The following is a 26,256-nucleotide window of genomic DNA, read 5'->3' on the forward strand; positions in this document are numbered from 1 at the left end:
TTTTGTTGTGGAAGCCGGACAGGCGGCGACAGCCTCCGGTATATTATTACCGATAACAAGGCGCCTCGGCCGGGAGTCTTTCGTTCTAAAAAAATTCCGTTGACAACTTTTTTGGCATCATCTATAATTATTTATTTGCTTTGACAATGTTTGTGAAAAGTTGTATAATGGACAAGGAAAGAGGTGGTCGTCAGGTAATGGCTAATAACGCGCTGTTGGAAATTAAACGCAGTCTCGAAGCTCACGTCGGTCATAAGATCACGTTGCGTGCAAACGGTGGACGTCGTAAGACCGTTGAACGCACCGGTGTCCTGGAAGAAACGTACCCTTCTGTATTTATTGTCAAACTGGATCAGGAGCAGCAAACCTTCAAGCGTGTCTCCTATAGCTATGCCGATATTCTTACGGAGTCTGTGGAGATCACAGTTTGCGAAGACGATGGGCAAATGCGAATTATGTATATTAAGGCTTAAGTGTTACGGACAGTCTCCTATGGGGGCTGTTTTTTGTTTTGTGAATATAACAACAGTGTGAACGGTTTCTTCGCGGGTTGAATGATCATTGCCCCGGTACAGCATACTAAAGGAGCAATAAGCTAATCATCTACTACCCTAAGGAGGAATTCCGCTAATGAGCCGCAGAAAACGAGGCATGATGTCGGAGGAACTGAAGACGGAATTGGCTAAGGAGCTTGGATTCTACGAAACGGTAGAGCGGGACGGCTGGGGTGGAATCCGGGCCCAGGATGCAGGGAATATGGTGAAGAGGGCGATTCAGCTTGCCGAGCAGGCTGCCCGGAAGTCTTAACCGCTTATGTGCTGAAAAATGGTAATAAAAAAGGGGAACCGTCCTTGCGGCGTTTCCCTTTTTGGCCTGTCCAAACTTTTGATAATGGACTTCGTTACAAGTTTCTCATATAATATGTTAAGTTGTTTTTACGGGAAAAGCTGAAGGTGGGTGAACGCCTTGAAAATGTATGAGAAAGCGCCGGCCAAGATCAATTTGATGCTGGATGTGCTTCACAAGCGGCCTGACGGATTTCACGAAGTGGAAATGATTATGACCATGGTGGATCTGGCGGACCGTTTGGAGCTATCAGAGATGAAGAGAGACTCGATTATTATATCAAGCCAGGCGGGATATATTCCGCTCGACGAGAAGAACCTTGCCTTTCAGGCTGCGAGGCTTATTAAAGACCGTTATAATGTGAAGAGCGGTGTACATATCCATCTGGACAAAAGAATTCCGGTCGCTGCCGGCCTTGCCGGCGGCAGCAGCGATGCGGCAGCAACGCTGCGCGGCCTGAACAGGCTCTGGCGCCTTGGTATCCCGGCGCAGGAGCTGCAGGAACTGGGCGCCGAGCTGGGCTCGGACGTGCCGTTCTGCGTCACAGGAGGCACTGCCCTGGCAACGGGGAGAGGCGAGCGGCTGACTCCGATTGAGAATCCGCCGCAGTGCTGGGTCGTCCTGGCGAAGCCACCGATTAATGTATCGACGGCTGAGGTGTACGGACGTGTACGGGCGAATGACATTGCGGTGCATCCGTCGGCAACGCGGATGCAGGAGGCCATTGCAGCGGGCGACTTCAACGCAGTCTGTGCGGGGCTAGGCAACGTTCTGGAGGATGTGACGCTGAAGCTCCATCCAGAGGTGCAGCAGCTGAAGGAAGCCATGATGAAGCTGGGTGCAGATGGAGTGCTGATGTCCGGCAGCGGACCGACCGTCTTCGGTCTGGTATCCAAACAGTCGAAGGTAGCCAGAATTTACAATGGACTGCGCGGATTCTGTAAGGAAGTTTACGCGGTACGTTCGCTGAGCTGAAGAGCTTCCAGAGAAACGGCTAGCAACTGTCAAAGGCAGAGCAGCCGTTTCTTCTTGTGTAAATCCGTACAAAAGTGATATTATTTTATAATAATATTCGGTTTTGGCGAGGAGCATTCCGTGAAAAAACTTAAAAGAAGCCAACGTTTGGTAGACATGACCCAATTTTTGCTTGAGAAACCGCATGACCTGCTGTCGCTGTCAACATTTGCAGACCGGTATGGTGCGGCAAAGTCATCCATCAGCGAAGATTTGGCTATTATAAAAGAAGTATTTGAAGGCGAAGGCATGGGTGAGCTGCAGACACTGGCCGGAGCGGCAGGCGGGGTGCGTTATATTCCTAGAATGCCAACAGAGATGGCGCTGGCTTTCGTTAACCGTTTGTGCGGACAGCTGGAGCAGAGCGACCGGATTCTGCCCGGTGGTTATTTATATATGTCTGACTTGCTGGGGCTGCCTTCTCTGATGGAACAGGCCGGAAAGATCATTGCAACGGCTTTCTACGGGGTAGAGATTGATGTAGTGATGACCGTGGAAACCAAAGGCATTCCGCTGGCTTATGCAACAGCTGCACAGCTTGGGCTGCCGGTGGTGCTGGTGCGCCGTGACCATCAGGTGACCGAGGGCTCTGCGGTTAGCATCAACTATGTATCGGGCTCGCACAAGAGCATACATACGATGTCGCTCTCGAGGCGGGCGCTGCGTGAGAAGTCGCGGGTGCTGATCGTGGATGATTTCATGAAGGCCGGCGGTACCGTACGCGGTATGGTCGATCTGCTTGGCGAGTTCAATGCCGAAGTGGCCGGTGTAGGTGTACTCGTGGAATCAGGTGCGGTGGAGACGGAAGAACGTCTTTTGCATGACTATGTATCTCTGGTGAAGCTGAATGAGGTGGATTCCAAGGTGCGGCGGATTTCAGCGTATCCGGGTAATTACTTCTCCTCCTGAGCTGGACAGTTACTTTGCGTTAAGAAACAGTAAAATGTCGAAATCGTAAGGGATTATTAGAAAACCCCGCGAATGGTGTCGAAATCAATGGTTGCGCAAAAATAATCTTCATTATCAGGCATTTTTTGGAATCAAAAAGAAGGAATTCGCTTTGCTGTGTGGAATTATACACCAAGTCTCTGATGGAAAAAGGTGGTGAACACACACATGCAAATTACGGATGTCAGACTCCGCCGCGTCAACTCTGAGGGGAGAATGAAAGCAATCGCATCCATTACAATCGACAACGAGTTTGTTGTTCATGACATTCGAGTCATCGACGGTAATAACGGGATGTTCGTTGCTATGCCCAGCAAGCGTACACCGGACGGCGAATTCCGCGATATCGCACACCCGATTTCTTCGGGAACACGCGAGAAGATTCAATCTGCGGTTCTGGCCGAGTACGATCGCGCCGCTACGGAAGAAGAAGAGGTCATCGAAGAGGGAGCTTAAGCCTTAAGCTGACTCTGATGTCCAGCTGCCCTCCCAGGGCGGCGTAAGGTCAAGCCGTTTTTAATTGGGGTTCGAAGAAAAGGGAACCATGCTCACATGGTTCTCTTTTCTTTTTTCCCGATATGAGATATATTCAGTAGTGAGCTCAAGAAGTGGGAGGTTGGCATTCTTGAAAAGAATGGCTGTTGTACTTGCCGCAGGTCAAGGCAAGCGCATGAAATCTAAATTATATAAAGTGCTGCACCCCGTCTGTGGCAAACCGATGGTAGGGCACGTACTTGATACAGTTAAAGCGACCGGAAGCCAGCGTACCGTCGTTATTGTCGGATATGGCGCAGAGCAAGTAAAAGCCCATATAGGCCAGGATGCGGAATATGTGCTGCAGGAAACCCAACTGGGTACCGGTCATGCCGTCAAACAGGCTAAGGATCTTATCGGCAGCGAGGAAGGCACAACCATCGTGATTTGCGGTGATACACCGCTGGTCATGGCGGAAACGCTGGAAGGGCTTATGACACTGCACGAAGGGCAGCATGCGGCAGCAACTGTACTGACTGCTGTGATGGATCAGCCTGCAGGCTATGGACGGGTTATCCGCGGGGAAGACGGCGGTGTACTGAAGATTGTGGAACAGAAGGATTGCACCGCTGAGGAAGCAGCTGTAGGCGAAATTAATACAGGTACCTATTGTTTTGATAATGCCAAGCTGTTCGCGGCGCTGGAGAAGGTCACCAACAGTAATAACCAGCAGGAATATTATTTAACAGATGTAATCGGCATACTCCGGGCACAGGGTGATATCGTTCTGGGATATCAGGCTCATGACGCTGCGGAGTCTATCGGCGTTAACGACCGTTTGGCTTTATCCGAAGCAGAAGGTTACATGCGCCAGCGCATCAACCGGCAGCATATGCTGAACGGTGTAACCATCATTGATCCGGCTTCCACCTATATAGGAGCCGATGTCATCATTGGATCAGATACCGTGTTATATCCGGGTACCCAGCTGAAAGGCAAAACCGTCATTGGTGAAGATTGCGTGATCGGGCCTTCCAGTGAAATCGAAGACTGCGTGATTATGGACGGCGCTGAGGTGAAGCATTCCGTACTGAATCAGGCACAAGTCGGCGCACGGACTACCGTTGGGCCTTTTGCCTATTTGCGTCCGGGCACTGTACTTGGTGAGGAAGTCAAAATAGGCGATTTCGTGGAAATTAAGAATGCAGTGATCGGCGACGGCTCCAAAGTATCGCATTTGAGCTATGTCGGCGATGCCGCTGTAGGTAAGAATGTAAATGTTGGCTGTGGTGCAATTACTGCCAATTATGACGGATTTAATAAATCCAAGACGACAATTGAAGATAATGCCTTCATCGGCAGCAATGTGAATCTGATTGCACCGGTCACCGTAGGCAAAGGCGCTTTTGTTGTTGCAGGGTCGACAATCACAAGATCTGTTTCGGAGAATGATTTGGCCATTGCCAGAGTAAGACAGGAGAACAAGCCGGGATATGCCGAGAAGATCCGCTCCCGGGCCAAAGCAAAGAAAGACCAGTCAAGTCAATCGTAAGGGCCACTGCCAAAGCGCCGGATAGAGCTGAGATCTCTTTACCGGCGCTGCTTGGAAGCTAAATTCCGTCACGGAGGGTTTATATTTTATGACTTATTGCGATTCCAAATTAAAGATTTTCACCTGTAACTCCAATCCTAAGCTGGCTAGTCAAATTGCTGATTATATCGGAATTCCGATGGGTGAATCACATACCACAAGCTTCAGCGACGGGGAGATTCAGGTCAAGCTGTCTGAGAGTGTCCGGGGCTGCCATGTCTATATCGTACAGTCGACTTGTGGTCCGGTTAACGACAATTTGATGGAGCTTCTGGTTATGGTAGACGCGCTCAAACGCGCTTCCGCGAAAAGCATCAATGTGGTTATTCCTTATTACGGATACGCTCGTCAAGACCGCAAGGCGCGTTCCCGTGATCCAATTACGGCCAAGCTGGTAGCGAACCTGATCGAAAAAGCAGGAGCTCACCGTGTTATCACGATGGACCTTCATGCCATGCAAATTCAAGGCTTCTTTGATATTCCGGTGGATCATCTGCTGGGTGTCCCGATTCTTGCCCAGTATTTCCGTTCGAAGCAGATCCAGAATCCGGTTGTGGTCTCCCCGGACCATGGGGGTGTTGTGCGGGCTAGAAAGCTTGCCGATTTCCTTAACGCACCTCTGGCGATCATCGACAAACGCCGTCCGGAACCCAATGTCAGCGAAGTCATGAATATTATCGGTAACATCGAAGGCAAAACAGCGATTCTGATCGATGATATTATCGACACGGCCGGAACGATTGTACTGGGAGCCAATGCCTTGATGGAAGGCGGCGTGAAGGAAGTTTATGCTTGCTGTACCCACCCGGTATTGTCTGGACCTGCGCATGAACGTCTGGAAAATTCACCAATCAAAGAAATTATCGTGACGGATACCATTCCAATCCGCAGCAGCAATCCGACCTCGAAGCTCAAAGTGTTGTCCGTGGCTCCACTTATGGGTGAGGCGATTATTCGTGTTCATGAGGAGCTGTCCATCAGCAAATTGTTCGAAATCGAATAGTATTCGGGTAGTGCTCTTGTAGTGATATGACTGCCGTTCCCGCCTATATTCAAAAAGGGTTACACCTCCGTAACGGAAGATGTAACCCTTGTCGGCGTGATGACCCCCAGCTTTGCTGCGGCATTAATACCCTGGCCGGGAGATAAAGGTGAACAGGCTGCGGTTGTAAAGAGTTCCTTGCAGCTCAACAAAGCCTTCATCCGCCGCTGTAACTACACCGATGGCTACGTGCACATTGTCTCTGTAAATTTCGACAGGCACAGCATATTGGATGTGGTACTGGAAATGGCGCTGAAGCGTTAAGATGTCGCCCTGATGTGGCATCGTTCATCACCTGTCTTTGGAGTAAAGTGGCCCTAGGCTGCTCTAGAAGTAAGCCTAATAAAATTCATTGTACCAAAAACGGAACTCTTCTGCTTAAGAGAACCGGATGGAAAGGATAGGCCATCATGAAATGGATTGTTGGACTCGGAAATCCGGGACCGCAGTACGCCAAAACCAGGCATAACGTCGGTTTTATGGCGCTTGACGAGCTAGCGGCCAGAAACGGAATCACCTTTAACCAGAATAAGTGCAAGTCCGTAATCGGTGAGGGCGTCATCGGGGGAGTCAAGACAGTTCTGATCAAACCCATGACCTTTATGAACCTGTCCGGAGAAGCGGTTCGTGCATATATGGAATATTATAAAGTGAATTTAGAGGATATGATCGTTGTCTATGATGATCTTGATACAGAAATCGGCAAAATCCGGCTGCGTTATCAGGGAAGTGCCGGAGGCCATAACGGAATCAAGTCGATCATACAGCATACAGGCACGCAAAGCTTCAACCGTGTGCGGATGGGGATCTCCCGTCCTGAACCGGGCTTTGCTATTGTAGATTATGTGCTTTCTACCTTTCCCAAGAAAGACGGAGACAGGCTGAAGACCATGATCCTGGATACCTGTGATGCCCTGGAGTTCAGCCTGCAGCATACCTTTGAACAGACCATGGCCAAATTCAATGGCTAGCCGCCCGCTCCCGCCGCATCTTTAGGCTAAATACGGCCGGGCCGGGGCATACTGAAGGGTATATACTAACTTCAGGAGGCATATAGATGGCAATACACTACGTATGCAGGCACTGCCGGACATTTCTGGGAAGCATCAATAGAAGTAATATCACAGAAGCGCAGCTTGGTCTGCATTCTTTGACCCCTGCGGAGCGCAGAGATATCATAGCGTATGATTCAGAAGGTGAGATCACGGTAAAGGTTACTTGCGATTACTGCAAACAGGCCTTGGAGAACAACCCTGAGCTCAGCCTGCTGTCCAGTCCGCTTCAGTAAGGTGGAAGCGCCTGTCTCTATCGTCATCCGCAAGCCTTGGCCTTATCGCTGAGGCTTGTTTTCAATTCTAATCATAATAGGTGCGGCGGCTTAGGCTGCTGTCAGCCTGTTCAGTAAGAGAGGTGTCTTTTGTTGTTACAAGGTCTTATAGAAGCTTTTTCCAAAGATCCTGATTTTCAGTCTGTCACCCGCGGTGTTGCCGTAGGGATGAAGGAGCAGCTAATATCAGGTTTGTCCGGTTCGGCCAGACAAATTATGCTGGCGGCGCTGCATGAAGAAACCGAACGGCCGCTGCTTATAGTCACCCATAATATGTTCTCGGCCCAGAAGATGGCTGAGGATTTGCAGGAAGCGCTTTCTCCGGATCGCGTGCTGCTTTACCCTGCCAATGAGCTGGTTGCCGCTGAAGCGGCTGTCTCCAGCCCTGAGACGCTCGCTCAGCGGATAGATGTCCTGACCAAATGTGCGCAGGGCTTCCGTGGCGTTGTGGTTGTGCCTTATTCCGGCGTCCGGCGTCTGCTTCCATCGCCGCATGTGATGGCAGAGGCACAATTAACCGTTTCACAGGATGGAACCCTCTCTCTCGATGATTTTCTAATGTCAATGATTATGATGGGTTATGAACGGGTTGAACGGGTAGAGAACCGCGGTGAGCTTAGTGTTCGGGGGGGCATTGTCGATTTCTATCCAATGACCTCTTCACTGGCTTATCGGGTAGAGCTGTTTGATGATGAGATCGATTCGATCCGAACCTTTGATCCTGCAGACCAGCGATCCATCGACAAGGTGCGCAGTGTGAAGATCACGCCGGCTAAGGAGATCATCGCAGACCAGTCCCGCCAGGATTCGGCAGCCTCTGAAGCGGCTGCGATGCTGGAACGCCAGCTTGAGAAAATGACCGACCGGCAGGCAAAGCTACGTTTGCGTGAGGAAATGGGCCGGGAGCTGGAGATGCTGCGGCAGGGCACCTATTTCCCTGAAGTCTATAAATATATCAGTCTGTTATATCCTGAACGCTGCCATTTATATGATTATATGGCACAGGATACTCTCCTTATTATGGATGAGCCGGCCAGACTGCTGGAAACGGCGAAACAGCTGGAGCGGGACGAGTCAGAATGGAACCTGCATTTGCTGCAGAACGGCAAGAATCTGCCTGATCTTCATCTTTCTGTAGATAATGAGGCTATCATGTACCGCCGCCCATTCCAGAGTCTGTTCATGTCGATTTTCCTGCGCCAGGTTCCACATATCCAGCCGCAGAACATCCTTGGATTTATCAGCCGCGGCATGCAGGATTTCCACGGCCAGATGAATGTGCTGAAATCGGAGATGGAGCGCTGGCATAAGTCGGGTGTGCAGGTCGTGATGCTGGCGAGCAGCGAGGAGCGGATGGAACGGGTCCGCCGGGTGCTGTACGATTATGGCATCGAAGAGCCTACTATTGTCCACGGGAATCTGGGCTCCGGTTTTGAGCTGCCTTCCATTCATCTTGCCGTGATCACTGAAGGAGAGATGTTCTCCCAGAAGCAGCGCAAGGCGCGCAAGGTTTCCAAAGGAATTGACAATGCAGAACGGATCAAGAGCTATACCGAGCTCAAAATCGGCGATTACGTGGTACATCAGAATCACGGTATCGGCAAATATATGGGGATTGGCACACTTGAGGTCAGCGGAATTCACCGGGATTATATGCATATTCTATATGCCGGTGGCGATAAGCTATCTGTACCGATTGACCAGATAGATCTGATTCAGAAATATGTCGGATCGGAAGATAAAGAACCGAAGGTATACAAGCTTGGCGGAAACGAGTGGACGCGAGTTACTAATAAAGTGCGTTCTTCTGTTCAGGATATCGCGGATGATCTGATTAAGCTGTACGCCGAACGCCAAAGTGCTCTGGGTTATGGTTTTGAGAAGGATACGCAGGAGCAGCGTGAATTCGAGGAAATGTTCCCGTATGACGAAACCCGAGATCAGCTGCGTGCTATCGAAGAGATCAAGAAGGATATGGAGCAGAACCGTCCGATGGACCGGCTGCTATGCGGAGACGTTGGCTATGGCAAGACGGAGGTGGCGATCCGGGCAGCCTTCAAATCAGCGATTGAAGGCAAGCAGGTTGCCGTGCTGGTGCCGACCACAATCCTCGCGCAGCAGCATTATGAAACCTTCCGTGAGCGGTTTGCCAATTATCCGCTGAACATTCAGGTGCTGAGCCGCTTCCGCAGCCGCAAAGAGCAGAATGAGACCATTAAGGGTGTCCGGCAGGGAACGGTAGATGTAGTAATCGGCACACACAGGCTGTTGTCGCAGGATATGGTCTTTAAGGATCTCGGTCTTTTAATTGTTGATGAAGAGCAGCGCTTTGGTGTAACCCATAAAGAAAAACTCAAGAAGCTCAAGACCAATGTCGATGTGCTCACCTTGACTGCAACGCCTATTCCACGGACCTTGCATATGTCGATGCTTGGCGTGCGGGATTTGTCAGTCATTGAGACACCACCGGAGAACCGCTTTCCCGTGCAGACGTATGTGGTTGAACATAGTCAGACGCTTACCCGGGAAGCGGTGGAACGTGAGCTGGCCCGTGGAGGACAGGTCTATTATCTTTATAACCGCGTTCAAGGCATTCAGGAAATGGCCGCCCAAATCTCCATGCTCGTTCCGGAAGCAAGGGTCGGCATTGGCCACGGCCAAATGTCGGAATCGGAGCTGGAGAAGACCATACTCGATTTCCTTGACGGAGAATACGATGTGCTGGTGAGCACAAGTATCATTGAGACTGGGGTGGATATTCCGAATGTCAATACGCTTATTGTCCATGATGCCGACAAAATGGGGCTATCGCAGCTCTATCAGCTGCGTGGACGTGTAGGACGCTCTAACCGGATTGCCTATGCCTATTTCACGTATCAGCGGGACAAGGTGCTGACTGAGGTCGCGGAGAAGCGCCTGCAATCCATCAAGGAATTTACGGAGCTTGGCTCCGGCTTCAAAATTGCCATGCGCGACCTTTCCATTCGCGGAGCGGGCAATCTGCTTGGTGCGGAGCAGCACGGGTTTATCGCTTCCGTCGGTTTCGACCTGTATTCGCAAATGCTGGCGGAAGAAATCCGTAAGCGTAAGGTCACTGTACTGGGAGAAGAGGATACTTCGCTGAAGCAGGGCAATACGGTCATTGATTTGTCAATTGATGCGTATCTTCCATCCGAGTATATCTACGACAGCATCCAGAAGATCGAAATTTACAAGAAGGTTGCGGCGGTTTCCACTTTTGAGGACGCTGGGGAATTGGAGGATGAACTGCTTGACCGCTTCGGAGAATTGCCGGAGGCCGTAGTCAATCTGCTGTCCGTAGCCCGTCTCAAGGTATATGGAAAGCTCTATGGATTGGAATCAATGATCCGTCGTGGTGACGATGTTTCGTTGAACTTCCATGAAGGGAGCACCGGGGCCTTTGATACGGCCAAGCTTGCCAAAGTTGGAAATAGCTTTGAAAGACGTGTACAATTTGATAGGGATGCAAAAGCCAGTATCCGCATCAAGTCGAAGGATCTTGACGATAAGGCGCTGCTTGATCTGTTAGAGCAGTTTCTGGCAGCGGCCAAACAGTCTCTAAAATTGAAGGGAGAACTACATGATGTCGTTAAATAAAACAAAATCCTGGAAAGTGCTGCTGGTCTCACTGGCAGCGGCTCTTTCTTTCTCTATGCTTTCTGCTTGCAGCAGCAACAACAATAATAAAAATAATAATGTAGCTGATGATAGCAGCACAGCGTACGCTACCTACAAAGGGGGAACCATTACTGAGAAGGAGTATGATATGGATACCCGTGTCATGAAATTCCTTTCCCCGCAGCAGGCCCAGTTCATGGAGCTTGATACCTTCAAGGAGTCGATTCTGAACCAGCAAGCGGCATTTGAATATCAGGTCGGCAAGGCAACCGATGAGGCCAAGAAGCAGGCAGAGAAGGAAGCAGACGTGCAGGTAAGTGAGCTTAAGACTCGTTTGGGCAACACTTTCGAAAGCGAACTGAAAGAGCAAAATTTAAAGGAATCCGATGTCCATGATTATATGGTACGTGTGCTTACGGTTTATCAGGATATGCTGCTAAAAACAACTGATGACGAAGTGAAGACGCACTTCGAAACGGTAAAGGGCGATTTCACCACGGCTACGCTGCGTCATGTATTGATTGGTTTGACCGGTGCTGACGGTAAGGAGCGTACAAAGGAAGACGCACTAAAGCTTGCCAATGAAGTAAAGGCTAAACTTGACGGTGGAGCGGACTTTGCTGAAATCGCCAAGCAATACACCGATGATACCGCGTCTAAGGAAGCTGGCGGCCAGCTGAAGGACGTATTGCTCGGCAATTATGTTGAAGAGTTCAAGGCAGCAGCGCAAACGCTGCCGCTGAATACAGTCAGTGAGCCGGTTCTTACCGTATTCGGGTATCATATTTTGAAGGTGGAGTCCCGTACGGAAGCAACCTTTGATAAGCTGACCGATGAACAGAAAGAGGCCGTGAAAAACTCAACGGCATCCCAGAAACTCGAGTCCTTCCTAGAGAATGATCTAGGACCTCTTGAGATCAAAATCAATCTGCCGAAAAGCTCCGCTGCTGCCTCTGAGTCCGGAACAAACAGCGGAACTAAAGCTACAGAAGCTCCAAGTGCCTCACCAGAGGCTACACAAGAAGCCAAATAAACCATTTGCACGGACAAGCCATCCTGACGCTTCAAAGCGAGGGATGGCTTTATTTTGTAAATTATAATGTATAATTATGTTAAAAATAGCACATAACGGGGAGGGGCGCGCCGGAAGTCTGCGGATTAAGGATATTTAATGTTATACCTTCCAGAGGATGTATAAGGAACTGGGAAGAGATGAATACTATGGTCAGATATTACGATAAATCACTGGGATTATCCATTCCCTTAATGGACAGTAGTTGGACCATACTTCTTAAGAAAGCGGGGCAACATGTGAAATGAAAGCTACTGGAATTGTACGTCGTATTGATGACCTCGGTCGAGTTGTTATCCCTAAAGAAATCAGACGCACACTACGTATTCGTGAAGGGGATCCGTTGGAAATTTTCGTCGATCGCGACGGTGAAGTCATACTGAAGAAGTATTCCCCCATTGGTGAGCTGGGCGATTTCGCCAAGGAATATGCAGAGTCGCTTTATGAAGGCACCGGGCATATTACAATGATTACTGACAGGGACACTTTTATCGCCCTTGCCGGAGGCTCCAAAAAGGATTATCTCGAGAAACAGGTGGGTGTGCTTCTGGAGAAGGTAATGGACAGCCGCAAGACCGTGCTCGAAACGAATGCAGGCAGCTATGACATCGGTAAAGATCATGCAGAATTAATATCGAGCTATGTAGCTGCTCCCATCATCTCAGGCGGGGACCCCATCGGTTGTGTAGTGCTGCTGAACAAGGATGATTCGGTAAAAATGGCGCAAATGGAAATCAAAATGGCCGAAACGGCAGCCGCTTTTCTGGGCAAGCAGATGGAGCAGTAACGTCTTTGATACTATGGACCCCGCTTTCCTTTTGGTATGATACAAAGGGAGGGCGGGGTTTTGACATTCCATTTTGGAAAAGATAAGAAGATGCGGATTGCAGAAAAATGCGGCCGTCCGTGTAAATGCAAGCAAAACCGTTTCTACTTACGCGCCTCCATGCGTTATAATATAGAAATTCATCCCATTATGGCAGTTATCGCTGTAGAAGCAGGTACTTTTATGAAATCTGGTACACAAGGCTCTAAATTACTGCAAGGCGCATTTATTCTCAGCGCAGCAGCCATTCTCTCCAAACTGATCGGTACGCTGCAGAAAATTCCGCTGCAAAATCTGGGGGGAGACGCCGTGTTCGGCATATACAACACGGTTAATCCCCTGTACACGATGCTTATAACGATAGCTATGCTGGGTCTGCCGTCTGCAATCGCCAGATTCGTGGCCGAGTCCTCGGCCGACAGAGATGAAAGCGAAGGCCGGAGGGTTCTGCTGCTGTCAGCGGCCATTACAGTCATCAGCGGCCTTGTGATCGGGGCCCTTGCCTATCTTGGGGCTCCGGTTATCGCCGGGTGGGTCGGCAACTCCCATGTCATTCCCGCGCTGCGCTGCAGCGCATTAGGGCTTGCTGTTGTTCCGCTTATGGCCGCATTGCGCGGTTATTTTCAGGGACTGCATAATATGGTCCCTACCGCGGTGTCGCAGGTTGTCGAGCAGTCGGTGCGGGTAGCTGTCATGATCGCACTGCTGCTGTATCTGACCGGGAAGGGAGCAGATGCGGCCACCATCGCGGCGGGTGCGCTGATTGGCTCGGCTGGCGGCGGAGCGGCCGGTCTGATTGTCATGCTGCTGTATTGGCAGAATTACCGCCGCCGTGTGAGCGTAGCGCAGCAGTCGGCTGAGCTGGCGATATCAGCTGCCGCTGAAACCGCCTGGACCCGGAGTTCTGCTGCGGACAATATCCGGGAGCAGACAGGAGCCAAGGCCCGCAAGCTGCTGGGCTATGGTATTCCAGTCATGCTCGGAACGCTGGCTATACCGCTTATCGGGCTGGTCGATGTATTTACCGTCCCCCGTTTGCTGTCGTCAACTGTCAGTGAAGCGGCGGCGATGGCGCAGTTCGGCATCTACAATCGCGGCCTGCCGCTTGTTCAGATGGTAACGATGCTGGCCACTTCGTTATCAGTGGTCTTCATCCCGGCACTCGCGGAGGCGAAGCACCGCGGAGATCTAGGGCTGATCCAGACCCGCTGCAGCCTGTCGCTGCGCTGGTTCTGGCTGCTGGGCCTGGCCGCTTCGGTTGGCCTGGCCGTCCTTGCAGAGCCGGTCAATGTGGCTCTGTACGGTGATGCTGCCGGCAGCGGCACGATGACCTGGCTGGCCTTTACCGCCGCTGGCGGTACGGTCAGCATCATCTCCTCCGCGCTGCTGCAGGGCCTGGGCGCCGTGCGCGCGCCGGCGATACATCTCTTGGCCGCCGCGGTGCTCAAGGCGGCCCTTAACCTGCTGCTGATTCCGCAGCAGGGCATTACCGGCGCAGCCATCGCCAGCGTGGCCGCACATCTCTTCGCAGCAGCGCTGAATGTGCTGCTGCTGTACCGTATGGGCCATCTGCGGCTGCGCTTCGCAGATGCCCTGGTGAAGCCCGCGCTGCTGCTCGCGGGCCTTGGCCTGGGCGCCGCAGCCGTAAGCCTCGGCGTTGGCAGTGCGGCCGCAGCCATCGGCTTCGGCGGCGGGCGTACCGCAGCCCTGGCGCAGAGCCTGCTCGGCGTGCTGGCAGGCTGCGCCGTCTTCGCGGCCGGCGCTGTTGCCCTGCGGCTGCTCAGCGAAAGCGAGCTGCGCCAGCTTCCGGGCTTTGGCCCGCAGCTTGCGGACAAGCTGAAGAAGCTGCGCCTGTTCCCTTAAGGCGCAGCTAGGGGTTCCAACCGTTATCTCTTAAGCATGAGATTACTATATTGCAGTACATACAAAGCTGCCTTAGCCTCAGCGGCAAGGCAGTGCAGAAGGAGTGGAGACAGGTATGAGCGCAACATTAACCGTGGTTGGCCTCGGTTCCGGCAATCCCGACCGGCTGACCCTGGGCATTATCAAGAAGCTGCAATCCGCATCCGCCGTTTATGTCCGGACCGCAGAGCATCCGGTGATGGCAGCTTTAACAGAGCTTGAAATAGCTTCCCAGTCCTTTGACGGGCTGTATGAATCGCTGTCCTCGTTTCCTGAGGTGTATGAAGCCATTACGGCGAAATTAATCGAGGAAGCGCGTTCCGCACCGCAGGGTACGGAAATTGTCTATGCCGTCCCGGGGCATCCCATGGTTGCAGAATCGGCGGTATCCCTGCTGCGGGAGCGCTGCCCGGGCGCGGGAGTAGAACTGCACATTCTCGGCGGGGAAAGCTTTCTCGATGAGGCATTCGTACGGCTTGGCTTCGACCCGATTGAAGGGTTTCAGCTTCTGGATGCTTCCGGTATCCGCAGTTCCCAGCTTCAGCCGGAGCTGCATACGCTGATCGGCCAGGTCTACGACAGCTTCACGGCTTCCGAAACCAAGCTCTGTCTGATGGATTGTTATCCGCCGGAGTATGAGGTAATCGTAGGACATGCTCTTGGAGTGGATAAGGAAGAACGTATTCTCCGGGTACCGCTGTATGAGCTGGACCGCCTGGAAGGGTACGGCAATCTCTCGCTGATTTATGTTCCGGCCAACCGCGCTGAAAGTGCACGAAAACGCACATTCGCCCGCTTACATGAAATTGTCGATACGTTGCGCAGTCCGGAAGGGTGTCCATGGGACCGGGAGCAGACGCATGAATCACTGCGCAAAAATCTGATTGAGGAAACCTATGAGGTTCTGGAAACGATTGATGAGGATGATCCGGACCATATGAAGGAAGAGCTGGGCGACCTGCTGCTGCAGATCCTGCTTCATTCCCAGATGGAGGAGGAGCAGGGCACCTTTAATGTCTATGATGTCATTGAAGGATTGAATGACAAGCTGATCTTCCGCCATCCGCATGTCTTCGGCGATAAGAATGCTGCAGATGCCGAGGAAGCGCTCCAGAACTGGGAGGGCATGAAGGCCGAGGAAAAACGGCTTAAAGGCGTAACACCGGAAGCAGAATCCGCGCTGAGTGGTGTTCCCCGTGATTTGCCTGCGCTGATGAAGGCCTACAAACTGCAGAAAAAGGCCTCAAAAGTAGGATTCGATTGGGACAACGTTGGCGATGTGCTGGCTAAAATCCGCGAAGAGGTTGATGAGCTTCAGGAGGCTATCGAATCCGGCGCACCGGCGGAGGAGCAAATGCTGGAGCTGGGGGATTTGCTGTTCGCCGCGACCAATGCTGCACGCTTCATCGGTGCGGACCCGGAAGAGGCGTTAACCCGTACCAACCGCAAGTTTGTATCTAGATTCCAATATATTGAGCAGCAGCTGCTAAGCCGGAACACCCGTCTATTGGACAGCAGTCTAGAAGAGATGGAAGCGTTGTGGCAGGAGGCAAAGGTCAAGGAGCAAAAAAATTGATTCTGAGCATCTCTAATATAGGCGTCGCTTTCCCAGCCTTTTGCAGTATAGGGGCTGCAGGAAGAGGCAATGATGTGAATGGGGCTTAACTCTCTGGTTTGGAATGCGGTGAGAGGTTTATAATGTAATAGTGCCTGAGCCTGGACTGCTCTCTTAATTTTTAAAAAATAGAGTGTTTGCGGCAGGAATTTCGGGCGGCATCCAGAATATCTTAAAGACGAAATGACGATTCGCGGCATATCCTAGCAGCTTATCGCGTTTCATTTATTTTTTTGTATCCTAGGAGGAACTTCAAATTATGAACAAGACAGATTTGGTAAACAACATTTCCGAAAAAAGCGGATTGGCAAAGAAAGATGTAGAAACCGTATTGAACGGCGTGCTGGGTGAAATTACAGATGCACTGTCCAAAGGCGATAAGGTCCAATTGATCGGCTTCGGTACTTTCGAAACCCGCAAACGTTCCGGCCGCACCGGCCGCAACCCGCAATCGGGCACACCTATTGAAATTCCTGAATCCACTGTACCGGCCTTCAAGGCTGGCAACAAGCTTAAAGAAGCCGTCAACTAATGCGCCTGGACAAATTCCTGAAGGTATCCCGTTTGATTAAGCGCCGCACTGTGGCCAAGGATGTGTCCGAACAGGGCCGGGTGCTGATTAATGGGAAGGAATCAAAACCGAGCAGTACGGTAAAGATCGGCGACGAGATTACAGTGCAATTCGGTCAAAAGCTAGTAACGGTCAAAGTGGAGAAACTGGTGGAAACGACCCGCAAGGATGAGGCCGCCGGCATGTATACGCTGCTCCGTGAAGAGCCTGTTGCCAAAAGCAACGGTCTCGACTGGTAAAAGCGCTGTAAGGATAAGCAGATCACAAGCAAGAGGGTGTTCCTGTAGCCAGAAGTGGCCGGAATACCCTCTTTGTTTTTAATAATAATAGAACTCTGTTGGCTTCGTGCAGGAGCTCTATCGGTCTTTTGAAATTCTAAAAGCCTCTGTTCTATAACCTCTTCTTCCACCATAGATTAGAAACAAGAAGGAGGGGTACATGCTATGATCGAGCCAGTCAAAGTCAATAAACAGCACGATCTGCACATGCGCAGTCGCAAGCAATTGGAGCTAACAGGCGTGCAGAATGTGGAGAGCTTCGACAGCGAGGAGTTTCTGCTACGTACGGAACTTGGCCATCTCACCATTCGCGGAAATCATTTACATATCAAGAATCTAAGTCTGGAGAATGGGCTTTTGTCTCTGGAGGGCAACGTCCATTCCCTGATTTACCTTGATCCCGGAGCGCAGAGTAAAAACAAAGGCATCCTCGGCAAACTGTTTAAATGAATCCCGCGATTCAGTGGATCACCCTGCTTTACATGATGCTGGCCGGCACAGCCATGGGACTGGCCTATGACAGCTACCGGGTGCTGTCGCTGAAATTAAGCTTTCCCAAATGGCTGAATGCGCTGCTGGATCTGCTGTATTGGATGTGGGCGGCACTCCTCGTCTTCCGGATGCTTTATGCCGGGAATCAGGGACAATTGAGGTTTTATGTCTTTCTTGGCCTCTTTCTAGGCGTATGGATTTATTTTTTACTCTTCAGTGTTACGGTGCGGCATTTTGTGGTAATGTTAATTCAGTCGATTCAGTATACGTGCAGGCTGCTATGGAGAGCTGTAGAAATCGTAATAGGCATGCCGCTTCGCTGGCTTTGGCGCCTCCTGAGGGGGACGCTGCTGCTCTTGTGCCGGATCCTGTTATTTATCCTGAAGCTGCTGCTGCGTCTAACGAAGCCAATTTGGGTACTTCCAGTAAGATGGATCTCTCCGTCTTTGTCCCGGCTCTATCACAGTGCCTGGATGGTGAGATTGTCTGAGTGGTTGACTGCATGGTGGAAACGCTGAGATTGAACTGGGGGTAGGCTGCATGAACAGATTTTCTGCAGAAGAGAAGAGTAGCAATAACAAAGGCTTGGCTGCAGGCGCGAAGAGAAGAAGATTCATATGGGCGGTCATGGTTACAGTTTTTTTTGGCTGGGCCGGTTATATTTTCTTTGCCCAGAGTGCGGCAATTGCGGACAAGAGTGAACAGCTGGCCAAGAAGCAGGCGAGCAGCGAGGGAGTTACGGCTTCTCTCAATCAACTGAAATACGAAGTGTCACGACTTAACGATGACGAGTATATCGGCCAATTGGCGCGTAAATGGTACAATATGTATCCGTTAGGGGAACAGCCTATTCGTCCCGAGCAATCAGGACAATAAAGCAGGCCAAAAGAGGCTTTCGCTGTGTTGCCTTGCTTTGCTCTTTACTGTATAATCAAATCACCGCAGACTGGATGGACTTTATATTCGTCTGTATATTTTTAAGGGAGGATCATTTTATTCTATGGCAATTGAAGTGGGCACCAAGTTAGAAGGCAAGGTGACAGGCATCACGCATTTCGGAGCATTTGTGGATCTGTCAGGAGGTGTCACAGGTCTCGTTCACATTTCGGAAATCGCCGATAACTACGTCAAGGATGTTAACGATCATTTAAAGATTGGTGATGTAGTAACTGTCAAGGTGATCAACGTTGACAAGGACGGCAAGATCGGGCTTTCCATCAAGCAGGCTGTAGATAAGCCGGCATCGGAAGTACGTCCCCCTAGAGCTCCAAGACCAGAACGTCCAAGCGGTGGAGACCGTTTCGGCGGCGGTGGCGGCAGTGGTGGAGGCGGCGGCGGTGGTGGTGGTTTCAATCGTGAACGGGGAGGGCGTCCATTCAAGCCTGCAGCCGGTAAACCTTCATTCGAGGATAAAATGTCACGCTTCCTGAAAGACAGCGAAGAACGGATATCTTCGATCAAGAAGAACACAGAAGGAAAGCGCGGAGGCCGTGGAGCCAAACGCGTATAATCTACTTGCACATCATAAATAACCGCAGGGGCTTTCGCCCTTGCGGTTTTTTTGTCGTTGCCCGGCAAATTGCCGACAGCATCTATCTCATTCTCACATAACACCAGAGCAATCGCTGACGAAAATCTGCCGCTGGCCTCTGCACAGTCTTGCGGCAATCCGATGGTCGAGTCTATCAATCCAATGCCCCGCATGGGATCGAGAGGCTTCGCGGGTGCTTTGTCGGGACAGGCTTTTTTGTCGGAAATTTTTTACAGTTCGCTCTCTGTTTCTGACAAACTTTCTTAAGACCCCCGCTATATAATGAGAACCATAAATTCTTAAACGGGTGGTGCAGAGGAATGGATAAAAGCAATGTGGTCAATTTGCCGGAGTGGACAAAAGCGGGAAGCAAAGACAAGGAGCAGAAGGAAGCCTGGGGCATGCGTCTAAAGAGCTGGGGTAGGAATCAACCGCTGCTTCAGTTTTTAACAGTGAAGAAATGGATGCTGCTGTTGAGCTTAATGGGCTTTATGCTGGGACGGGCAATGATTTTGGACGAGCTGTCACCCTTTGCTGTAGCTTACTTTGCTGTCATTGTGTTTATGCGTAAAGACTCCATACTTCCGGTGGCTGCAGCCACGATCCTCGGCAGTCTGTTCACCCCGTTCTCCGGAGCTGTAGTGATTGCCGCAGAGCTAATTATCTTCTACCTGCTGTACAAAGGTTTTGAGAGCTTCCAGCGGATTGATCTGTCCTATGCGCCGCTGATGGTATTTGTATCCTCATTTATGGTCGGACTGTTCCGGATTATTATGGGTCCCTCGATTGCCTGGTACCCGCTGATGATGTCGACACTTGATGCGCTGCTTGGCTTTGTGCTTACACTGGTATTTTTGCAGGCGCTTCCTTTGTTTACTTACAAGCAAAGGAGCCGGGTGCTGCGGAATGATGAAGTTCTCTGCTTGATTATTCTGCTGGCTTCCGTCATGACCGGCCTTGTGGGCTGGATCATAAACGGCTTGTCGCTGGAACATATTCTGTCACGCTTTCTTATTCTGTTGTTTGCTCTCGCCGGTGGAGCTCCGCTCGGTGCTGCCGTCGGGGTAGTCACCGGCCTGATCCTCAGCCTGGCTGATATCGGAGCCATTTATCAGATGAGTCTCCTGGCTTTCTCCGGAATGCTGGCCGGGATGATGCAGTCCGGGCGCAAAGGGGCAGTCTCGATCGGGATGCTGCTGGGCTCAACTATACTTTCGGTCTACTTCTTGGGCCCGGGTGATGTGATGGCTTCAACTTGGGAGACTTGCGCTGCCGTGCTGTTGTTTCTTCTAACACCAAAGGGGATTATTTCTGCCATCGCCAAATATGTGCCGGGCACACCGGATCACAGCCGGTCACAGCATGAATATGCCCGAAGAGTGAGAGATATTACAGCAGACCGGGTAACCCAGTTCTCGCAGGTATTCCAGCAGCTGTCGAGCAGCTTCGGGCAGATTCCCCGGGCTGGGGAAGCCGGTAAAAGTGAACGTGAAATGGAAGACTTCATGAGTACCGTAACTGAGGGTGCCTGCGCCGGCTGTATCCGGCGTTCGCATTGCTGGGACACGAAGTTTTATCAGACGTACAGGTATATGACAGATATGATGACGACCGTAGAAGAATGCCCGGACATCACCGCAGCCCAGCTTCCGCCCGAGTGGAGCCGGATTTGCGGCAAGACAGGGGAGGTGCTGGAAGTGATGAAGGGCCAGTATGAGCTATACCAGCATGATATGCGCTGGAAAAGACAAATATACGACAGCCGCCAATTTGTTGCCGAGCAGCTTTCGGGTGTATCTCAGGTGATGGAGGATCTGGCGAAGGAGATCAAACGTGAAGGCCAGGCAATGTACCGGCAGGAGGCCCAGATCCGTGAGGCGCTGGAGAAACTGGGGTTGTCCATTCATTCGATTGAGATTTTAAGCCTTGATCCCGGCCGGGTAGAAATAGAAGTGGTTCATGCTTATACCCGCGGCTTTGATGAGTGCCGCAAGATGGTTGCGCCGCTGTTATCCGATATTCTGGAGGAGAATATTGCAGTCGTGAGTGAAACCGCAGTGCATCCCCGCGAGGGACTGTCGATGGTCACCTTTGGATCTGCCAAAGCTTATGAGGTGAATACTGGAGTTGCGGGGGCAGCCAAGGGAGGCGATATGTTCTCCGGCGACAGCTTCAGCACCGTAGAGCTTGGAAATGGCACATTTGCTGTTTCCATCAGCGACGGGATGGGTAACGGAGAGCGTGCCCGGATGGAGAGCAGTGCCGCGTTATCTATGCTGGAAAAGCTGCTGCAGTCCGGTATGGACGAGAAGCTGGCGGTAAAGTCCGTAAATTCCATTCTGCTGCTGCGTTCTCCGGATGAGTTCTATGCGACGGTGGATATGGCGCTGATCGACCAGTATTCGGCGCATACTACTTTTATGAAAATCGCGTCTGCGCCTTCCTTTATCCGCAGGGGGAGCGAAGTCATCCCGATTACTTCGAGCAATCTTCCGATCGGAATCATAAAAGACATTGAGGTGGATCTGATCAGCATGCAGCTGCGTCCGGGTGATATTCTCATTATGATGACCGATGGTATTTATGATGCGCCCGGATATGCCGTTAATAAAGAAATATGGATGAAGCGGTTAATCCAGGAGCTGGAGGGAGATGATCCTCAGGATATGGCCGACAGCCTGCTGGAAAAGGTTATCCGTTATCAAGGCAATGAAATCCATGATGACATGACCATTATCGTCAGCCGGGTCGATCATTATCATCCGGAATGGTCCAGCCTGCATATGCCTGGCATCGGCCGGATGGAGCGGCCGCGCACGGTCAGCTAGTAAGGTAATCTATCATCTAACTCACGTTATTCTTTCGTGAGCTATATATGGAAGCAATGGAGTATCCTAATTCGGCGGGGCCTCATCTACTCCGCCGCCCTTTGCGCAGCCCCGTTTCAAAAGCCGCTGGCTCAGCGGCGTTCTTTTTCAGATTTCAAACATAACGTGAATCTATGGGACGGAGAGGAATTTTGGAGCTGGAGAAGCGTCAGCGTTCGCCTTTGTCCCCGGATTTGCACCATGTGGCCAATTCAATAAATCCGGGGACAACAGCGATCGGAAGCCCAAAAGTTCCTCGCAGTTCCCCGAGTTCACTATTGTTTTTATCTGAATATCTCCGCTAAGCGGCGTTTGAAATCTCTCAACCTTGGATATGCTAGAAACAGATAACAAGGCAAAGGGGAGTGAACGGTCATGAAGCAAATTCTGCTCATTACGGACGGATGTTCCAATGTGGGGGAGAGTCCGGTGATGGCTGCGGCGCATGCCCGGCAGGAGGGAATCACCGTTAACGTGGTTGGCGTGGTCGATTACGGAACCATTGGCGAGCTGGGAAGCCGGGAGATTTCCGATATTGCCAAAGCAGGGGGCGGACTGAGCCGGATTGTCGGAACGCCGCAGCTGGCGCAGACCATCCAGATGATGACCCGCAAAACTGTGGTTCAGACCATTCAGCAGGCGGTTAATAAAGAGGTAAAAAAAATACTCGGCGAAGGCTCGCTGGAAGAGCTGCCGCCGTTGAAACGTTCGCAGGTCGTTACCGTCGTAGATGAGCTGACAGAAACTTCGCCGCTGCGCATCGCACTGCTGATTGACGCAAGCGCAAGTATGAAGCCTAAACTGGGAGCCGTAGAGGATGCTATCCGTGATTTGGCCCTCAGCCTGGAAGCGCGGGAAGGAAGCAGTGAGATTTCCGTGTTCCATTTTCCCGGGCGCTCGAGCAGTGAGGAGGCCATGCTGGATATGGACTGGACGAGTAATGTGTCGCAGGTCCGCTCGCTGTTCTCCAAGCTGAAAATGAGGGGAGCCACGCCTACAGGTCCGGCTATTTTCAAGGTGCTCGAATATTACCGTTGTGATACACTGGATGAACACCGTGACCGCCTTCCGGGCAGGGATCACGATGAAAGAGAAGGGATGATTGGTGGGTATGTCGTCTAATCCGCCCTACCCTGCCGGTACCGTTATTAGCGGCAAATGGCGGGGGAACCGTTATGTCATTGAACGGATGCTGGGAAGAGGGGCCAATGGAACCGTATATCTCGTGCAAAGAGAAGGCAGACGGGAGCGGTATGCGCTCAAGATCGGAAACGATACGCTTGAGCTGCAGTCGGAAATCAACGTGCTGACCTCGCTGCAATCCTGCCGGAAGCGAAGTGAGTTTCGCGCCCGCCGTGAATCTACGCTGTCCTCTTACCTGCTGGAGTCGGATGATTTCAAAGATGGAGAGCATACCCCTTTTTATGTGATGCGCTACGTTGAAGGTAAACAGCTGCACCATTTTTTGGCTAAAAACGGGATCTCCTGGCTGGGTCTGGTTGGACTGAAGCTGTTAGAGAAGCTGCAGACGCTGCATGAATGCGGTTTTGTGTTTGGTGATCTCAAGCCCGAGAATGTAATGGTATCACATTACGGCGAAGCCGAACTGATCGACTATGGCGGCGCAAGTCCCATGGGACGCAGTGTGAAGCAATTTACCGAATGGCATGACCGGGGATTCTGGAATGCAGGCAGCCGTACCGGCGACGAGAATTATGATCTGTTTGCTTTTGCCGTTCTCTGCCTTCGTTTGCTTAATGAAGACGGGCTGAAAGCCGCTGCCCAGCAGCTGCCGCAGACAAGAAGCGTCGATGAACTGATTAAGCTGGCCAAAAGTTTGCCTGACAGGAAGCTCTCCTCTTGGCTGTGTCTTGCACTAAAAGGCGGATTTCCCGGTTCGGCGCAGGCTGCTGAGATCTGGAAGGTTCATATATACGGAACGCGCAAACAGCCGAAGGATGCCATGGCGACCCCGCGCTGGCTAAAAAGTGCATTTGGGTTATCGTTATTTGTGCTGGCTTTTACGATTTATTGGGTATTGCGTTTTTGATCTCATATATATACCGGAATGCTGGCCATGCCGGTCAAAGATTGTGTAAATGATAGGGCAAGAAAGGGAGCACCGTATGGAGCAAATGAATGAGCTTGTGGAATCCGTATTGGAGTCTGCAGCCGAGCACAGGCTGTGGGCGCCCCATGACACCATAGTAGTCGCAGTTTCCGGAGGGTCGGACTCTGTGGCTCTTTTGCGTATTCTGCATGAAATATCTGTGAACCGGATACCGCTAAAGCTGGTATGTGCCCATGTAAACCACGGGTTCAGGGCTGAGTCGGTTGAGGAGGCGGAGTTCGTCCGGCAAATGGCCGGGGAGCTGGGGGTGCCTTTTGAGCTGGCCGAATTTGATATCCCTTCCCTCGCCAAAGGCAGCGGGCTTGGCCCCGAGGGGACGGCACGCGAGAAACGATATCAGTTTCTGATCGAGACTGCGCACCGCTATGGCGCACGCTCTGTTGCGCTGGCACATCATGCCGATGATCAGGCGGAGACGGTGCTCATGCGCCTGTTGCGGGGCAGCGGACCTTCCGGTCTGGCCGGAATGCGCTGGAAGAGGACAGAAAAAAAGGTGGAACTCATCCGCCCCTTCCTGCGTATTAACAAAACGGCTCTTGTCGGGTTATGCCGGGATGAAGGGTTTCCCTATGCCGAAGATGCCAGCAATCTGCTGACCAAATATAAGCGGAATGTCATCCGGCTGGAGGTGCTGCCTTCACTGGAAAAGTACAACCCGAAAGTCAAACAGTCGCTTCTGCAATTGTCCGAAATTGTCGGAGCCGAAGATGAATTTATGGAGGCGAACGCAGCAAGATGCTTCGATGAGCTGGTTTTGATGAAGCATGGAAAATACACCTTTAAGAGAGCTTTGTTCGCGGCCATACCCTCCGCTTTACAACGGCGTTTGATTAAACTAATATTAAATTATCTGTCGGCGGATTCATCGACCCTGGATTTTTCCAAGATCGAGGCTGTACGCCGGGGAACGCTGCAGGAACACCCCACCGTATGGAGTTTGGATTTGGGTGGAGGTCTGATCTGTGCGCGGCAATATGATACAATTTTGTTCTCGTCCAAGCCTCCGCAGCGGAAGGTTAGTTATACATATCGGATGTCTTTGCCTGATTCCCGGCTTTTGCTGACGGAACTAGGAAAAGTAATGACGATGACGGTGCTGGAGAAAGAAACTTTTTTAGTACAGGGGGAGGACTATGGGAAGATGTCGGCTTGGTTTGACAGCGATGAGCTGGTCCTGCCGCTGACCATTCGTTCCCGATTGCCTGGAGATACCATAAGGGTTATGGGATTAAACGGAAGCAAAAAGGTAAAAGATATTTACATTGATGATAAAATACCTTCTTCCGAACGCTCTGAGATTCCCCTTGTTTGTGATGGTTTGGGCAATATCGTCTGGATTCCGGGCGTTAGGCGCTCGATGCATGCCGCAGTAGGGCGGCACACGGCCTCGGTTCTTCTCTTGTCTCTGGAGGATATGGAGCAGCACGAAGAAGCGTAATGGTCGAAGTTAGTCTTTCATAGTATAACTTAGGAGGTTCGCAAGTTGCAGAACGATATTCAGGAAATCTTGATCAGCGAAGAAGAAATCCAACAAAGAATCAGGGAGCTCGGCGCCCAGCTGAGCGCAGAATATGCAGGACGTACGCCATTGGTAATTTGTGTGCTGAAAGGCGCGTTTATCTTTATGGCGGATTTGGTTAAAGTCATTACAGTACCTGTTGAGATGGATTTCATGGCTGTATCCAGCTATGGAGCATCCACCAAATCTTCCGGTGTAGTCAAAATCATCAAAGATTTGGATGCGTCAGTTGAAGGACGCGATGTTCTGATCGTCGAAGACATCATCGACAGTGGTCTTACACTCAGTTATTTAATTGAAATGCTTCAAGGACGCAATGCTGCTTCCATTTCTGTGGTTACCCTGTTTGATAAACCGACAGGACGCACCGTTAATCTCGAAGCTGCCTATACCGGCTTTGTGATTCCTGACGCTTTCGTAGTCGGCTACGGACTCGACTATGCCGAGCTGTATCGGAACCTCCCTTACGTCGGTGTACTGAAGCCTGAAATTTATTCCAAATGAACTAATCGACAGCCTTAGATCCACGGATCAGATTTCCGGAGCACTGAGCATTTGAGGACTCTGGGCA

26 protein-coding genes are annotated in these 26,256 nt (G+C 51.3%); 25 read left to right on the plus strand and 1 reads right to left on the minus strand.

The window, feature by feature from the left end:
• Positions 1-197 precede the first annotated feature (197 nt).
• The 7 genes from veg to NST99_RS00135 all read left to right on the plus strand — a co-directional run bounded on the left by veg (position 198) and on the right by NST99_RS00135 (position 5,876).
• Positions 198-473 carry a biofilm formation stimulator Veg gene (gene veg / locus NST99_RS00105; protein ID WP_019914493.1) on the plus strand — a complete coding sequence of 92 codons (276 nt, stop codon included), beginning with the start codon at positions 198-200 and terminating at the stop codon, positions 471-473.
• Between the two features lie 157 nt (positions 474-630).
• Positions 631-807, plus strand: a complete 177-nt coding sequence (locus NST99_RS00110; protein ID WP_019914492.1) for a small, acid-soluble spore protein, alpha/beta type — start codon at positions 631-633, stop codon at positions 805-807.
• Between the two features lie 159 nt (positions 808-966).
• Complete coding sequence (gene ispE, locus NST99_RS00115) at positions 967-1,821, plus strand: 4-(cytidine 5'-diphospho)-2-C-methyl-D-erythritol kinase (RefSeq protein WP_340895699.1); 855 nt, start codon at positions 967-969, stop codon at positions 1,819-1,821.
• Between the two features lie 120 nt (positions 1,822-1,941).
• Positions 1,942-2,769 carry a pur operon repressor gene (gene purR / locus NST99_RS00120; protein ID WP_038584367.1) on the plus strand — a complete coding sequence of 276 codons (828 nt, stop codon included), beginning with the start codon at positions 1,942-1,944 and terminating at the stop codon, positions 2,767-2,769.
• A gap of 207 nt (positions 2,770-2,976) precedes the next feature.
• On the plus strand, positions 2,977-3,264 hold the full coding sequence (gene spoVG, locus NST99_RS00125; RefSeq protein ID WP_020425826.1) for a septation regulator SpoVG: 288 nt from the start codon (positions 2,977-2,979) through the stop codon (positions 3,262-3,264).
• A gap of 169 nt (positions 3,265-3,433) precedes the next feature.
• Positions 3,434-4,834: a bifunctional UDP-N-acetylglucosamine diphosphorylase/glucosamine-1-phosphate N-acetyltransferase GlmU gene (gene glmU / locus NST99_RS00130; RefSeq protein WP_341089023.1), complete on the plus strand. Its 1,401-nt coding sequence runs from the start codon at positions 3,434-3,436 to the stop codon at positions 4,832-4,834.
• Between the two features lie 88 nt (positions 4,835-4,922).
• The gene (locus NST99_RS00135; RefSeq protein ID WP_019914487.1) at positions 4,923-5,876 is read left to right on the plus strand and encodes a ribose-phosphate diphosphokinase; all 954 of its coding nucleotides are present in this window, start codon (positions 4,923-4,925) and stop codon (positions 5,874-5,876) included.
• A gap of 123 nt (positions 5,877-5,999) precedes the next feature.
• Here NST99_RS00135 and NST99_RS00140 read toward each other — a convergent pair whose 3' ends face one another.
• Complete coding sequence (locus tag NST99_RS00140) at positions 6,000-6,200, minus strand: hypothetical protein (RefSeq protein WP_038584374.1); 201 nt, start codon at positions 6,198-6,200, stop codon at positions 6,000-6,002.
• 125 nt (positions 6,201-6,325) lie between these two features.
• On the opposite strand from NST99_RS00140, the gene pth reads away from it, so the two are divergent.
• From pth to hpt, 18 genes are all read left to right on the plus strand, one after another.
• Positions 6,326-6,886, plus strand: coding sequence for an aminoacyl-tRNA hydrolase (gene pth / locus NST99_RS00145; protein ID WP_341089024.1), 561 nt, complete (start codon positions 6,326-6,328; stop codon positions 6,884-6,886).
• A gap of 86 nt (positions 6,887-6,972) precedes the next feature.
• On the plus strand, positions 6,973-7,203 hold the full coding sequence (locus NST99_RS00150; protein ID WP_341089025.1) for an anti-sigma-F factor Fin family protein: 231 nt from the start codon (positions 6,973-6,975) through the stop codon (positions 7,201-7,203).
• A gap of 132 nt (positions 7,204-7,335) precedes the next feature.
• Positions 7,336-10,860 carry a transcription-repair coupling factor gene (gene mfd / locus NST99_RS00155; protein ID WP_341097493.1) on the plus strand — a complete coding sequence of 1,175 codons (3,525 nt, stop codon included), beginning with the start codon at positions 7,336-7,338 and terminating at the stop codon, positions 10,858-10,860.
• Positions 10,847-11,914, plus strand: a complete 1,068-nt coding sequence (locus NST99_RS00160; RefSeq protein WP_341089027.1) for a peptidylprolyl isomerase — start codon at positions 10,847-10,849, stop codon at positions 11,912-11,914. The genes mfd and NST99_RS00160 overlap by 14 nt, the downstream gene beginning before the upstream one ends.
• A gap of 283 nt (positions 11,915-12,197) precedes the next feature.
• Positions 12,198-12,740 carry a stage V sporulation protein T gene (gene spoVT / locus NST99_RS00165; RefSeq protein WP_038584386.1) on the plus strand — a complete coding sequence of 181 codons (543 nt, stop codon included), beginning with the start codon at positions 12,198-12,200 and terminating at the stop codon, positions 12,738-12,740.
• 222 nt (positions 12,741-12,962) lie between these two features.
• Entirely contained in the window at positions 12,963-14,642 is a 1,680-nt protein-coding gene (locus tag NST99_RS00170; protein ID WP_341097496.1) for a putative polysaccharide biosynthesis protein, read from the plus strand.
• A gap of 115 nt (positions 14,643-14,757) precedes the next feature.
• Entirely contained in the window at positions 14,758-16,257 is a 1,500-nt protein-coding gene (mazG, locus tag NST99_RS00175; RefSeq protein WP_341089028.1) for a nucleoside triphosphate pyrophosphohydrolase, read from the plus strand.
• A 298-nt stretch (positions 16,258-16,555) separates the two neighbouring features.
• Complete coding sequence (locus NST99_RS00180) at positions 16,556-16,828, plus strand: HU family DNA-binding protein (RefSeq protein WP_038584392.1); 273 nt, start codon at positions 16,556-16,558, stop codon at positions 16,826-16,828.
• On the plus strand, positions 16,828-17,106 hold the full coding sequence (locus NST99_RS00185; RefSeq protein WP_150275633.1) for an RNA-binding S4 domain-containing protein: 279 nt from the start codon (positions 16,828-16,830) through the stop codon (positions 17,104-17,106). The genes NST99_RS00180 and NST99_RS00185 overlap by 1 nt, the downstream gene beginning before the upstream one ends.
• A 204-nt stretch (positions 17,107-17,310) precedes the next feature.
• Positions 17,311-17,595 (plus strand): sporulation protein YabP, encoded by a 285-nt coding sequence (yabP, locus tag NST99_RS00190; RefSeq protein ID WP_076113635.1) that lies wholly within the window; start codon positions 17,311-17,313, stop codon positions 17,593-17,595.
• Complete coding sequence (gene yabQ, locus NST99_RS00195; protein WP_341089033.1) at positions 17,592-18,155, plus strand: spore cortex biosynthesis protein YabQ; 564 nt, start codon at positions 17,592-17,594, stop codon at positions 18,153-18,155. The genes yabP and yabQ overlap by 4 nt, the downstream gene beginning before the upstream one ends.
• 22 nt (positions 18,156-18,177) lie before the next feature.
• Positions 18,178-18,513, plus strand: a complete 336-nt coding sequence (locus NST99_RS00200; protein ID WP_076113637.1) for an FtsB family cell division protein — start codon at positions 18,178-18,180, stop codon at positions 18,511-18,513.
• A gap of 124 nt (positions 18,514-18,637) precedes the next feature.
• Positions 18,638-19,147, plus strand: coding sequence for a S1 domain-containing RNA-binding protein (locus NST99_RS00205; protein WP_341089036.1), 510 nt, complete (start codon positions 18,638-18,640; stop codon positions 19,145-19,147).
• 341 nt (positions 19,148-19,488) lie between these two features.
• Positions 19,489-21,996, plus strand: a complete 2,508-nt coding sequence (gene spoIIE, locus NST99_RS00210) for a stage II sporulation protein E (protein ID WP_341089038.1) — start codon at positions 19,489-19,491, stop codon at positions 21,994-21,996.
• A 414-nt stretch (positions 21,997-22,410) separates the two neighbouring features.
• Positions 22,411-23,157 (plus strand): hypothetical protein, encoded by a 747-nt coding sequence (locus NST99_RS00215; RefSeq protein ID WP_341089039.1) that lies wholly within the window; start codon positions 22,411-22,413, stop codon positions 23,155-23,157.
• On the plus strand, positions 23,147-24,085 hold the full coding sequence (locus NST99_RS00220) for a serine/threonine protein kinase (protein ID WP_445744938.1): 939 nt from the start codon (positions 23,147-23,149) through the stop codon (positions 24,083-24,085). The genes NST99_RS00215 and NST99_RS00220 overlap by 11 nt, the downstream gene beginning before the upstream one ends.
• 76 nt (positions 24,086-24,161) lie before the next feature.
• A complete protein-coding gene (gene tilS, locus NST99_RS00225; protein ID WP_341089041.1) occupies positions 24,162-25,604 on the plus strand; it encodes a tRNA lysidine(34) synthetase TilS in 1,443 nt (480 codons plus the stop codon).
• 45 nt (positions 25,605-25,649) lie between these two features.
• Positions 25,650-26,189, plus strand: coding sequence for a hypoxanthine phosphoribosyltransferase (hpt, locus tag NST99_RS00230; protein WP_038584418.1), 540 nt, complete (start codon positions 25,650-25,652; stop codon positions 26,187-26,189).
• The last annotated feature ends 67 nt before the right edge of the window (positions 26,190-26,256 follow it).

It is taken from the genome of Paenibacillus sp. FSL L8-0470 (genome assembly GCF_038008625.1).
Lineage (GTDB): Bacteria > Bacillota > Bacilli > Paenibacillales > Paenibacillaceae > Paenibacillus_AQ.